This window comes from Haloarcula rubripromontorii, from assembly GCF_001280425.1.
GTDB classification, from domain to species: Archaea; Halobacteriota; Halobacteria; order Halobacteriales; family Haloarculaceae; genus Haloarcula; species Haloarcula rubripromontorii.
The window spans coordinates 298,040-309,529 of the sequence record NZ_LIUF01000002.1 but is presented as its reverse complement, the minus strand read 5'-3'; the positions used below and the strand labels follow the sequence as shown (position 1 = coordinate 309,529).

Annotated in this window: 11 protein-coding genes; 7 read left to right on the top strand and 4 right to left on the bottom strand. The window is 60.5% G+C overall.

All coding sequences use genetic code 11. The features are described 5' to 3' along the window. Positions 1-235: 235 nt before the first annotated feature. The 3 genes from AMS69_RS06855 to AMS69_RS06845 all read right to left on the bottom strand — a co-directional run bounded on the left by AMS69_RS06855 (position 236) and on the right by AMS69_RS06845 (position 2,447). On the bottom strand, positions 236-1,030 hold the full coding sequence (locus AMS69_RS06855) for a lipoate--protein ligase family protein (protein WP_053967334.1): 795 nt from the start codon (positions 1,028-1,030) through the stop codon (positions 236-238). A gap of 127 nt (positions 1,031-1,157) precedes the next feature. After that, positions 1,158-1,634 carry a cupin domain-containing protein gene (locus AMS69_RS06850; protein ID WP_053967333.1) on the bottom strand — a complete coding sequence of 159 codons (477 nt, stop codon included), beginning with the start codon at positions 1,632-1,634 and terminating at the stop codon, positions 1,158-1,160. 135 nt (positions 1,635-1,769) lie between these two features. Then, the gene (locus AMS69_RS06845) at positions 1,770-2,447 is read right to left on the bottom strand and encodes a helix-turn-helix domain-containing protein (RefSeq protein WP_053967332.1); all 678 of its coding nucleotides are present in this window, start codon (positions 2,445-2,447) and stop codon (positions 1,770-1,772) included. A gap of 88 nt (positions 2,448-2,535) precedes the next feature. Between AMS69_RS06845 and AMS69_RS06840 the strand changes: the two genes are divergently transcribed. The 4 genes from AMS69_RS06840 (at position 2,536) to AMS69_RS06825 (ending at position 6,442) form a co-directional block, all read left to right on the top strand. After that, on the top strand, positions 2,536-4,173 hold the full coding sequence (locus AMS69_RS06840) for an NADH-quinone oxidoreductase subunit D (protein WP_053967331.1): 1,638 nt from the start codon (positions 2,536-2,538) through the stop codon (positions 4,171-4,173). A 61-nt stretch (positions 4,174-4,234) separates the two neighbouring features. Beyond that, on the top strand, positions 4,235-4,759 hold the full coding sequence (gene msrA / locus AMS69_RS06835; protein ID WP_053967330.1) for a peptide-methionine (S)-S-oxide reductase MsrA: 525 nt from the start codon (positions 4,235-4,237) through the stop codon (positions 4,757-4,759). Beyond that, complete coding sequence (locus AMS69_RS06830; protein ID WP_053967329.1) at positions 4,756-5,175, top strand: acyl-CoA thioesterase; 420 nt, start codon at positions 4,756-4,758, stop codon at positions 5,173-5,175. Before msrA ends, AMS69_RS06830 begins: the two co-directional genes overlap by 4 nt. A gap of 82 nt (positions 5,176-5,257) precedes the next feature. Then, positions 5,258-6,442, top strand: a complete 1,185-nt coding sequence (locus tag AMS69_RS06825; protein ID WP_053967328.1) for an AI-2E family transporter — start codon at positions 5,258-5,260, stop codon at positions 6,440-6,442. On the opposite strand, the gene AMS69_RS06820 is transcribed toward AMS69_RS06825, so the two are convergent. Beyond that, a complete protein-coding gene (locus tag AMS69_RS06820) occupies positions 6,439-7,671 on the bottom strand; it encodes a DolP-mannose mannosyltransferase (RefSeq protein WP_053967846.1) in 1,233 nt (410 codons plus the stop codon). The two genes, AMS69_RS06825 and AMS69_RS06820, sit on opposite strands and share 4 nt — an antisense overlap. A 740-nt stretch (positions 7,672-8,411) precedes the next feature. Between AMS69_RS06820 and AMS69_RS06815 the strand changes: the two genes are divergently transcribed. The 3 genes from AMS69_RS06815 (at position 8,412) to AMS69_RS06805 (ending at position 11,414) form a co-directional block, all read left to right on the top strand. Continuing rightward, on the top strand, positions 8,412-9,320 hold the full coding sequence (locus AMS69_RS06815) for a serine/threonine-protein kinase RIO2 (RefSeq protein ID WP_053967327.1): 909 nt from the start codon (positions 8,412-8,414) through the stop codon (positions 9,318-9,320). Positions 9,321-9,736: 416 nt separating this feature from the next. Continuing rightward, positions 9,737-10,369: an ArsR/SmtB family transcription factor gene (locus tag AMS69_RS06810; protein ID WP_053967326.1), complete on the top strand. Its 633-nt coding sequence runs from the start codon at positions 9,737-9,739 to the stop codon at positions 10,367-10,369. 217 nt (positions 10,370-10,586) lie between these two features. Continuing rightward, positions 10,587-11,414, top strand: a complete 828-nt coding sequence (locus AMS69_RS06805; protein ID WP_238378354.1) for a hypothetical protein — start codon at positions 10,587-10,589, stop codon at positions 11,412-11,414. Positions 11,415-11,490: the final 76 nt, after the last annotated feature.

Genomic DNA, 11,490 nt, shown 5'->3' with positions numbered 1-11,490 from the left:
GCCGGGTGAAGATATTAGCTGTGGTTTTAGCAATAGGCGAAGTACTGGCGGTGAGCAGGGTACTCTCGCACAGAGCGCGCTGTTGATAGTATCCCGTCCTCGAAGGCTTTACAGCGTAACGCCGGAGACGCTGAGAGCCATCGCACACTACTGAACCCAGATGGTCCTTTTACCCCGAACAATCCGCTAGCATTTGCTAGCTTTTTTCAGGCGCTTCGACTGTTTCGTAGTGGTGTCAGGGCGACCGCCGTATCCACTCGGCTGCAGCGTACTTCTCCTCTGCGTGCTCGCGTGCGCGGGCGAGTTCGTCGTCCGTCCACGAGCCCTCGGTCGCATCGACCCACTCAGCCAGCGTCGAGCGGAGCGTCTCGACGGCTTCGGCGCGGTCGATATCGGCGTACTCGTCTATCGCCCCGACACGCTCGCCGAACCGTTCGGAATTGGGGTCGGCGCTGAAACAGCCACAGTGGCGGTCGGGACGCAACGAGACGGACAGGGAGCCGTGCTGGATGACAGCGTCCTTCTGGCGATACTGAGCGTTCCCGCTGAGTTTGCGGCCGTCAGGGCCGACGATATCGTGGGCCGGATGGAGTTGCCGCAGGTAACAGGCCGGCTGATGGACCGCCGACCGCTCGTCGTCAGCGAAAGTGGCGTCGACGCCCATGCGCTCGAATGCATCTAAAACCGGCTCGCAGAACTGCTCGTAACACGCCATCAGATCGCCCGGAACGGCGTCGGCCGGCGCGATAATGCCGTAGGAGATGTCAGCCACGCTGTCGTGATATATCGCCCCACCGCCGGTGGGTCGGCGCGTCACCCCGATGTCCTCGCGGTCACAGAACGCCCAGTCGATGGTGTCGGGGTCCTGTCCGTAGCCAAGCGACAGCGTATCGGGCCAAGTGTACACTCGTACCGTTGCCGGACCGCCCTCGGCGACGGTTTCGGCAGCGGCCGCTTCCAGCGCCATCGTCATCGGCCCGGGTCGTGTTTCCTCGCCGATGACGCGCCACTCTAGGTCGGCCAGTGACATACCCGGGCTTCGTGACGCGATGCGATATGTATTGTGGGCTAGCAGTCGCTGGGCTGCCCGACGGAGGTATGGTTGTGCAAAGCGCCGGAAAGCCTGTTTCCACCCACGAAAACAACAGACGCAGGCCCTAGCCCTGAACGTTCCCGCACCCGGTACAGGTGAGTTCGAACCGGCCGTCGGCGAGGGCGACGCTCTGGGTCGTTTCTTCGTCGCACTCCGGACAGTGCGCTCTCGATTCTAGCTCGTCCCAGTCGTGAGTTGCGCCGGGCGCGCCGAAGGCCCAGCCGATAACGCGCTCGTCGCCGGAGTTGTACCCCTGCTGGAACTCGCCGGGTTCGAAGCGTATCAGTTCACCGCCCGACACGTCAACTTCCTCGCGGTCGAGGCCGACCTCGAAGGTGGTTTGTCCCTGTTCGATGTAGAACACCTCCTCCTGATCGTGGTGGCGGTGGAGGCTCCCCGAGAAAGAATCGCCCGGGTCGAGTTCGAAGTAGTTCGCCGCGAAATGCTCGGTCCCGAGTTTTCTGGAGACGGGCTTGCGGATGTCATGCACCTGCATCGGGTTCCGTTCGACTGGTACGTCGTCGATGGTTACTGTGTCCATGGTAGTGTGGTCCTGAGTTGGGCCGCCGCTGGCCCTGTGGTGTGTTCGCAACCCAACACTAGATTACACTCTTCTTGAGTTTATAGTTTTTCGGGACGGTCGTCGGCCGCTCCAGCGGTTCCCGAACAGAGGGGACTACGCCGTCGATTCAGGGCGCTGTTCGAGTATGTCAGCCATCACATGAGCCTCAGCCTTCCTGAGGTGTTCGGCGGCAGTTCCGGGAGCACAGCCGAGTTCGTCGGCGACATCGTCGACGCTCCCCGCCCGAGGGCTGCCGTAGTACCCACAGTCGACGGCGGCGGCGACGGCCTCGAACTGCCGGTCGGTGAGTGCCGCGCCGGTGTCGAGTCGCCGGCTGTCGTACTCTCCGACCTCCCGCACGTCGACGGAGACGCCGTCTGGCACCGTCTCGACTGCCTGCTGGACCGTTCCGCCCGGACCGACCAGTGTGAGTCCGACTGTGCCGTCGGCACGGTAAGCGACCGGCGAAACGATGACCAGACCGGCCCGCGTGAGCGCGTCGACGAGGTCGTGATCGGTCGCCGACGGCGAGTCCTGTACGTAGAGGTAGAACGTCTCGTCGGGGCACGTCGAGATGGCGTACTCCCGGACGGTGTCGGCCTGTTCCAGCGCCGCCCGATAGGGCTCCGGCGGAAACCCGTCGACGTGAAACAGCAGAGTCTGGGGATCGGCTCCGATGTCGTTGCCCCGAAGGAGATAGCTCGCCTCGTAGCCGTCGTGGTCGACGACGAACTGGTGCATCGGGTGTCGGACCTCTTGGGCCATCCACAGCGAGAGCGTGACGTACTTCATACCTGACCGTTCCAGGAGGTATTTAAAATAACCTCGGGCATGAGGGGACAGGCCGAGGGCGGCAGCCGGCGAACGGGCGACCACGGAGATGGCCCAGACAGTCCACCGAGCCGACGACGTTCATCCGCTTATCGAGCCGATTGCCGACCACGTCCTCTCCACCGAACGCCACGAGAACGCCCCAGCCGTTGTCATCCGCGCGGACGAGGTGCAGGCCGTCCTCTCGACGCTGCGAACCGAGGCCGGTCTGGACCACTGTGCCTGTGTGACGGCCCAGGAGTACGCCGACCGGTTCGAGACGATCTATCATCTGCGGCGCTACGACGACCCGACACAGGAACTTTCGGTCGTTGTGCCAACACCCAGGGAGTCGCCGAGTAGCGAGTCCGCCGCGTCCGTGTACCCGACGGCGGCGTGGCACGAGCGGGAAGCCTACGACCTCGTCGGCATCGAGTACGAAGACCACCCCGACCTCCGGCGCATTCTCCTGCCCGAAACCTGGCAGGGCCACCCGCTGAGCCGGGACTACAATCAGGACCAGCCACAGATCGTTTCCTTCCGCGAACACGAGCGCCTGCTCGAAGACCGCCGCGAAGGGCCGGAGACGATGCATATCAATATGGGGCCACACCACCCCTCGACGCACGGCGTCCTCCACCTGAACGCCCAACTCGACGGCGAGCAGGTCGCTGCCGTCGACCCCGACATCGGCTACATCCACCGCTGTGAGGAACAGATGTGTCAGCAGGGCACCTACCGCCACCAGATTATGCCCTATCCGGACCGGTGGGACTGGGGCGGAGCTGGCCTGTTGAACGAGTGGGCGTACGCCCGTGCGGCCGAGGACCTCGCCGACATCGAGGTGCCGGCGTACGCCCAGGTCATCCGGACAATGGGCGGCGAACTCTCACGTATCCTCTCGCACATGCTTGCGGTCGCGACCTACGCGCTTGACGTGGTCGGGGAATTCACCGCTACCTTCCAGTGGGGCGTCCGGGACCGCGAACTCGTTCAGGACATTCTCGAAGACCTGACCGGCCAGCGGCTGATGTTCAACTACCTGCGGCTGGGCGGCGTCGCCTGGGATCTGCCCGAACCTCGGGAGGCGTTTTTCGAGAAGATCCGTGCGTTCCTCGACGACCTGCCGCACAAGCTCACGGAGTACCACGATATGCTCACCAGCAACGAGATTCTCCAGCTTCGGACGGTCGACACGGGTCACCTCTCGGCTGAGACCGCGAAAGCCTACGGCTGTACCGGGCCGGTCGCCCGAGCGTCCGGCGTCGACTACGACCTCCGTCGGGACGACCCATACGGCTACTACGACGAACTCGACTGGTCGGTCGTCACCGAGCAGGGCGGCGACAACTTCTCGCGCCTGCTCGTGCGCCTGCGCGAAGTGGAGGAGTCCGCGAAGATCATCGGCCAGTGCGTCGACCTGCTGGAGGACTGGCCCGAGGACGACCGCGAGATACAGGCGAACGTGCCCCGCACGCTTCGGCCCGACGCTGACACCGAAATCTACCGCGCCGTCGAGGCCGCGAAGGGCGAACTCGGCATCTACATCCGTTCTGACGGGACTGAGACACCAGCGCGGTTCAAGATCCGCGGTCCCTCTTTCTCCCACGTGCAGGCGCTGTCCGAGATGGCTCGCGGTGAATACGTCCCAGACCTCGTGGCGACGATTGGCAGTCTCGACACCATCATGGGCGAGGTCGACCGGTAGGTAGGCATCCATCTGCGACGACAGCCAGTGAGTTTTGTATGCCGGGCACGTACACCGGGTGATGACTGACCAAGCGACATTCGCGGGCGGTTGCTTCTGGTGTACGGAATCGGTGTTCAAACAGATCGACGGGGTGGTCGACGTGGTCTCGGGCTACGCTGGCGGACACGTCGCCGACCCCAGCTACGAGGCGGTCTGTCGCGGGGAAACGGGCCATGCAGAGTGCATACAGCTCACCTACGACCCCGAGGAGGTGAGCTACGAGGACCTGCTCGCGGTCCACTTCACGACGCATACCCCGACGACGAAAGACCGGGAAGGTAACGACGTGGGCACGCAGTATCGTTCGGCCGTGTTCTACCACGACGAGACCCAGCGCGAGACCGTGGAAGCTTTCATCGAGGAAGTCCAGCCGGGCTACGATAGCGACATCGTCACCGAGGTCGAACCGCTGGAGACGTTCTATCCCGCCGAGGAGTATCACCAGGATTACTTCGAGAAGAACCCGGACCAGAGTTACTGCCAGTTGACTATCCCGCCGAAAATCGAGAAGCTCAAACAGAAACACGCGGAATTGCTGACATGAGCTTCGAGTACACGACGGACGTCGAGGTCCGGTACACGGACATCGACACGTACGGCCACGTCAACAACGCGACGTATGCGACCTACTTCGAGGAGGCTCGCATCGACTACCTGCACGACGTGGTCGACTGTGGCGAGGCGCTGCTCTCGGGCAGCGAGTCGGGCACTGGCATGGTCATCGCGAACCTCGAAGTCGATTACATCCAGCCCGTCCAGATCAGTGACGCAGTCGCCGTTGCCGTCCGGGTTCCACGTCTTGGCGAGAAGAGCTTCCCCTTCGAGTACGAGGTCCGGACCGAAGATGGTGTGGCTGCGACCGGAGAAACAACCGTCGTCACATACGACCGCGACACAGAATCCTCGCGCTCGATCCCCGAAGACTGGCGAGAGGCGATCACCCAGTTCGAGGGGCTGTAGCCACCCGTTTTGCCCCGATCACTAACAGCCATTGGGCCGACCGGTGGTTTTATTTTTTATCGAGATGTTGTACTGAAAACATATGGAATATAGTACCGACCTCGGACGGCGCGTCCTCCTTGCTATCGCGGGCGTAGCACTCTTCCTCGTGGTCGGACTCGTCCTGTCCCAGTTCCTCCCGACGCTCGTGTTCACCGTTTTTCTGTACTACGCCAGCCGACCGATTTATCGACGGCTCGGGTGGCTCCCGCTACCCGAATCGTTCCTGGGTCGGGCCGTCCCCTACCAGAAACAGCTCCACGCGGCGGCCACGATTTTCTTCTTCCTGTTACCGTTCGTGCTTCTGGTCGGCTACACGATCGTCCTCATTGTCCCCGAGTTACAGTCGTTCTTCGGCGAAGGTGGTCTAGGTGCGGCGTACCTCTCGCAGTTTCAAGATCTGCAGGGTGGGTCGCTACCGGGGCCGCTCGCCGACCTCGGCTTCTCAGATGTGCTGGCGATGGGGCCGGATGAGGTGATCGACCTGTTGCGAAACGCGACAGTCCAGTCGTGGCTGGGGCGTGTCTCCGATACGCTCATCGGCTCTGTGAGTATGCTTACGGCGCTACTGCTGCGCGTGTTCATCATGTTTGCCGGAACGTACTACCTGCTCACCGACGGACCGCGACTTGTCGGCTGGTTCCTTGACACCTTCGACGGGTCAGGTGTCCTTCGCAACTACGCGGCGGCGGTCGACGAGGAACTGTCCTCGATTCTCTTCGGGAACATCTTGAACGCACTGGTGACGGGCGTTATCGGGATCTTCGTGTTCTCGCTGTACAATCTGGTCGCGCCAGGCTCAGTGCAGGTTCCGTTTGCACCACTCGTCGGCGCGCTCACCGGCATCGGCAGCCTCATTCCAGTGGTCGGGATGAAAATCGTCTATCTGCCCGTGGCCGCACTGCTTGCGGTCTCCGCGGTCGTCACAGGACAGACGGCAGCCCTGGCCTGGGTTGTCCTCTTCCTTGTGGTCACGCTAGTCGTCGTCGACACCATCCCGGATTTCCTGATTCGGCCGTACGTCAGCGGTGATCTGACTCACGTCGGTCTGTTGATGTTCGCGTACATCCTCGGCCCCATCGCGTTTGGCTTCTACGGCATCTTCTTGGGGCCGATCCTGCTGGTGCTTGCCGCTCAGTTCTTCCGGATTATCGTCCCCTACATCATCACAGGTTCTGTCGAAACGACACAGACCTCGCTCTCCGACTACGACTCTACGGAGTCTTAGCCGCTTGCAAGCCTCGCTCTGGCGGTCCCCAAGTCGAGACAGCGACTGTCTACCGACGAGTCGACTCTGTCGAGCCACCGCAACTCCATCACCGAGAGCCGGTAGTGACACGCCGACGGTTCGAGCCGCTGCCAATAGATGTACCGGACATCGGGCACCGACTCGCTCTCCCCGTAGGCCTCCGGGAGACCGGTGGTTTCGAGGTCTGACATCGGCACCGGTCCCGGCGTTTCAACGGGTGTGAAGACGAGACCGACGCTACCGAGGACGGCGACGTTGACGACGAGAACCAGCGCGAGAACCGCGGTGAGCGCCTGCCTCCGTCGTCGGTCACGCAGTGTCGCAGCGGCTATCCCAACGCCGATTGCGACGAACGCGAGCCCCGGAATGAGGTCGGTGTAGCCGCCGGTTTCGAAGTCGACGAAGAATATCAGGAATGCGAACCACGCCGCGCCGACCGGAATCCACCAGTCGGTGCACCCGACCACGCTGTCGTCGCCCCTGAGCCAGCACCGGGCGGTGTGCGCGAGTCCGAGGCCGCCCAGTACCACGAACGGCGACGCCCACTTGAAATGGACGACGCCGGCGACGAGTCGGGCGAGTATCGACGCCTGCTCCTCGGTCTGTAGCGGCACGAGCAGCACCTGGACGACCATCTCCGAGACCGAGTGCCAGACGAGAAACACCGGCGCAAGCATGACCACAGTGAAACCGAGGCCGCCGGCGACGACACGTTCGAGCGCCCGCACGTCTCGCTGCTGGATGGCCAGTCCAACCACGATGAGCGGGAAGATGGCCGCGGCCTGCCAGTACCCGACGCTGGCCGCCGCGGCCACACCGCTCAACGCCGGGTATTCGCGCGTGTACAGGTATATCGCCAGGAGTCCACAGAGGACAAAGAGGTACTTTGCTTTGAACCCATAGGCGGGCCGGACGGCGAACCCCGGCAGCAGGAACATCGAGAGGCCGGCCAGCGATGCAGCGACATCGTCGCCGGTGATGTCGTGGACGAGTATCACGACGAGCCCGACGATTCCACACACCGCCACGCTCATCAGCGCCACGCTGAGGAGGTGGAGCCGGTACATGTCGCCGCCGGCCAGCATCGCCAGAGCACCGGTCGTCTCGTAGGACAGCGGGAGCTTCGGCTCCCAGGCGTCGACGTACAATCGACCGCCCCGCGTCAGATACCAGCCGAGATGCTGGAAGATGCCAGCGTCGGGAGCCATCGGGGGACGGGCAGAACCGAGTGTGATTGTCAGTACGAAATACAGTTCCGCACCGACGGCAAACAGCACCGGAAACGCGAGCCGACGGTCGTGAGAATTGAACGCAAGTGAGCGAAGCAGATCCCTGAGCTCGTCTTTATGTTGTCTGCTCACACGACACACTTGCGTTTAGATAATGAAAAGTAGAGAGTAGCTTAACGGGCACACAGTCGGCGAACATAGTCGCCGTTCGCCTTACATATACTGTCACGGTGATTAGGAACATATTTTCGAGTCGATACTCGGCTTACCGCTTCTTTCAGCTGCATCGTGTGTGAAGGGAGCGTGCGACCAGCTACCGCCATTTTCGAGCCTTATCAGTCACATTTTGAGATGCGGAAACGGCAGTACAGTAGCGATAACAGACGTATGATGCCAAAATAAAAACGTGTGATTCTGTAGGTTAATGAGGTCTTATTCGACGATCAATCGACCGAAGTGCGGTTTCGGTCACGAAACACCGAAGTAGCGGGTCAAGTCAGACAGATACGAAATAGTAGCGCAGCCGTCTCAGGCAGCGTTCGAACACCGCAGCACCTCACGCCCATCTGCGCCAGCCGACGCCGGGCAGAGCGCTTGGCGTCCGCCGATACAGCAACGTCTGAGACGAGATGAGAGATTTTGTATAGCGTTCAAAGGTTTATCAGATCTATCCGGCGAACGCGTCGACCTTTTACCAGTCCATCGAGTAGAGAACGCTAATGGTCCAGAACGTGGCTTCAGTGATGGCGGAGCTGGAACCCGAGGACTTCCATCTGCTCTCCGGCGTCGAGCAGGGGATGCGGTTCTCGGAGTACGTCGCCCGCGAGAAGTTGACCGAGTTCTCCCGGCTGACGGCGGAAGACGTCGACTACCGGCTCGACCGGTGTGCGGACCGCGGCCTGGTCGAACGGAAGACCATCCAGTACGAGGGGTTCAAGCTCACTTTCGAGGGGTATGACACGCTCGCGCTCCACACCTTCGCCGAGCGCGACACCATCGAGGGTGTCGGCTCACCGCTGGGCGTGGGCAAGGAAAGCGACGTGTACGAGGCCCAGTCGTACAAGCCGGTGGCCCTGAAGTACCACCGCGAAGGGTACACCAATTTCCGCGAAGTGATGAAAGAGCGGGAGTACACCGCCGACCGCGACCACGTCTCCTGGCTCTACACCGCTCGGAAGGCCGCCGAGCGAGAGTACGATGCCCTCGAAACGCTGTATCCGGACGTGGCGGTCCCACAGCCAATCGACACGAACCGCCATGCGATTGTCATGGAAAAGATAGACGGTGTCGAACTCTCCCGAACGAAACTCGAAACAGAACAGGTACTACCGATTCTGGATCTCGTCCTCGAAGAGATGCAGACGGCCTACCGCGAGGGGTACGTCCACGCGGACATGAGCGAGTACAACGTCTTCGTCACGAATGAGGGCGTTGTCGTCTTCGATTGGCCCCAGGCCGTCCCGACCGACCACGAAAACGCCCGGGAACTGCTAACTCGCGATGTCGAGAACATTGTGAGCTACTTCGAACGAAAATATCCACAGGAAATCAGTGACGTGGACAGGGACGCAGTCGCTGAACGGCTGGCGGCCGACGCGTTCGATTCTATTACCGAGTTTACTGAATAGCGGTGTTTTAGCCGCTGCTCACCCTGATTTAGCTGTTCATCGACGAGCAGAAGATGAATGGCGATTGCACCGATAAATCGCATACTGCGATATCAAATCGGGTAACCCAACTGATCGCAGAGTTTCGGAGTATACTCCATTGCGTGCGAGACCTACTCGATATGGACAGCGTCCGATTCAACGGCGGCCGCTCCATTCCCGACCATCGTTTCGATAGACTCTCGCTCAGCATTGTAACCCGTTTCCGGAGAAGGTGATTATCCGCAAGGCTGGACCACTGGTCGCCGTTCGTCGTTGGTGGGCACCTCGTGGTCCCCAGATTGATCGTACTGAACGCTGCTACGCCAACTGTATCGGACTCAAACGACTGTTTGAATCTTCCGTAGTCATATACCACCACAAAAGAGAGCCATACTATGTCCTCGCTTCTACCGCTCAAGCCCACACCAACTACGGACCGTGACTTGGCTCCGAAACTCATCGATTTCGAGGATGACGAGGCAGAACAGGTCCTGTCAACGATTACCTCAACGACGGCGCGCCGTATTCTCGGCATCATCTACGACGAACCAACGACAGCGTCGGAAATTGCCACCGAACTCGACACGTCGGTACAGAACGTCAGTTACCATCTAGATCGACTCAGCGACGCCGGCTTGGTTGAAGTAATCGAGACGTGGTATTCTGAACAGGGACGAGAGATGGATGTATATGCACCAACGAATAGCGCACTCGTCCTTTTCACCGGAGCAGAGCGAACAACGCCATCACTCAAGACTGCATTGCGTCGAGTTTTCGGCGGCATTGGTATCGTCGGCATCGTCAGTGCGCTCGTCCATGCGCGTCGGTCAGTACCGGCCCCCTCCCCTTCACCTAGAATGGGTGAGCCTCCGGTTCAGCAACCTGAGCCAACTATCTGGGAGCCACTCGTCACCTTTGGTACTGGCCCCGGTGGGGTTGTCCTCGGAATCGGCGTCCTCACGATTCTGTTCCTCTTCGTGGCGTGGTACTGGCAAACATACCGTCCGGTAAAGATGCAGACCTCATGATGTGAGCGGGTTCCAGGACTCAAAGACGCCTTTGAATCTGGGATAGGACGATACTTGACCCCTCTCATGGTAGTGTATGGAACGCAGAACGTTTCTGGCAAGCGCTGGGATTGTACTCACAACCGCAACAGCGGGCTGTACCTCTCAAGCAACTTCGAGCGGTTCACCTGATACGGACTCAGAAACGACAGCTGCCACTGCTGAGGGAGCACAGACTGTGACTGAACAAATGCCGGAGGAAACACTAATTGAAGCTGGTGACACCGCTGAACGGACTCTCGGGTCCGAATCACTCGAAGAGCGCGGTCTCAGAAAACCTCACCACGTCGCGTTCGGAAACCCGACCGAGGCGGCCCACCAAGGGACGATTACGGTTTCGAAGGCCAACGAGACCGTGTTTGAGGAATCGGTGGAACTCGAAGCGAACGCAAGCATCGTCGTGTCACTCACCGATCTCGATACGTACACTACCTGTGTGACGATTCCTGAGCTGGATGCGACTGAAGAGGTTACGGTCGAACCCGGTCAGTTCACCTGTAATGTGGCCAGAACGACAGTCAGCATTCAGGAGGACAACACGCTTGATTCGATGAGTGTTTCCACGCGTATGGCGTGTCCCGGTGTTGTCACCGAAACAGCACTTACCGATGAGCTAGCGTCGTACACACTCGGCCACGATCCGATACCCGCAGATACGGGGGAGTTTAGCCACACGCTCATGCTTCGGAACCCGTCGGACAAAACGTGGACGACCCGAATCCTCGTCGAAAACGACTCGACAACGCAATTCGATGGGGTCTACACGGTTGAACCCAGGGGGACGGTACTGCTCACCTTCAGTGAGAAAGGGACGTACACCCTATCGATGGCTGTGCTCGGAACAGAGACGACGGTGACTGAGCAAGTAACACCCAAAAACTTCGACTGTAACGAGTCCTCGACGCGAGCAGAAATTGACGGCGAGGGAGAACTCACCGCGAACACCGTTTCGACACTCATGGCCTGTGACAGCGAGACACACTCGACGAACAAATCGTCCGAGTAGAGTTGCGAGCGTAGTGAGTTCGACGCTCAATGTAGTAAATAGGACACGCATCAAATCCATCCTCCGAAATCGTGAC

What these genes read in the sequence shown, in the direction of transcription:
- AMS69_RS06855 (WP_053967334.1), bottom strand. Translation starts at nt 1,030, where the DNA reads ATGTCACTGGCCGACCTAGAGTGGCGCGTCATCGGCGAGGAAACACGA.
- AMS69_RS06850 (WP_053967333.1), bottom strand. Translation starts at nt 1,634, where the DNA reads ATGGACACAGTAACCATCGACGACGTACCAGTCGAACGGAACCCGATG.
- AMS69_RS06845 (WP_053967332.1), bottom strand. Translation starts at nt 2,447, where the DNA reads ATGAAGTACGTCACGCTCTCGCTGTGGATGGCCCAAGAGGTCCGACAC.
- AMS69_RS06840 (WP_053967331.1), top strand. Translation starts at nt 2,536, where the DNA reads ATGGCCCAGACAGTCCACCGAGCCGACGACGTTCATCCGCTTATCGAG.
- msrA (WP_053967330.1), top strand. Translation starts at nt 4,235, where the DNA reads ATGACTGACCAAGCGACATTCGCGGGCGGTTGCTTCTGGTGTACGGAA.
- AMS69_RS06830 (WP_053967329.1), top strand. Translation starts at nt 4,756, where the DNA reads ATGAGCTTCGAGTACACGACGGACGTCGAGGTCCGGTACACGGACATC.
- AMS69_RS06825 (WP_053967328.1), top strand. Translation starts at nt 5,258, where the DNA reads ATGGAATATAGTACCGACCTCGGACGGCGCGTCCTCCTTGCTATCGCG.
- AMS69_RS06820 (WP_053967846.1), bottom strand. Translation starts at nt 7,671, where the DNA reads ATGGCTCCCGACGCTGGCATCTTCCAGCATCTCGGCTGGTATCTGACG.
- AMS69_RS06815 (WP_053967327.1), top strand. Translation starts at nt 8,412, where the DNA reads ATGGTCCAGAACGTGGCTTCAGTGATGGCGGAGCTGGAACCCGAGGAC.
- AMS69_RS06810 (WP_053967326.1), top strand. Translation starts at nt 9,737, where the DNA reads ATGTCCTCGCTTCTACCGCTCAAGCCCACACCAACTACGGACCGTGAC.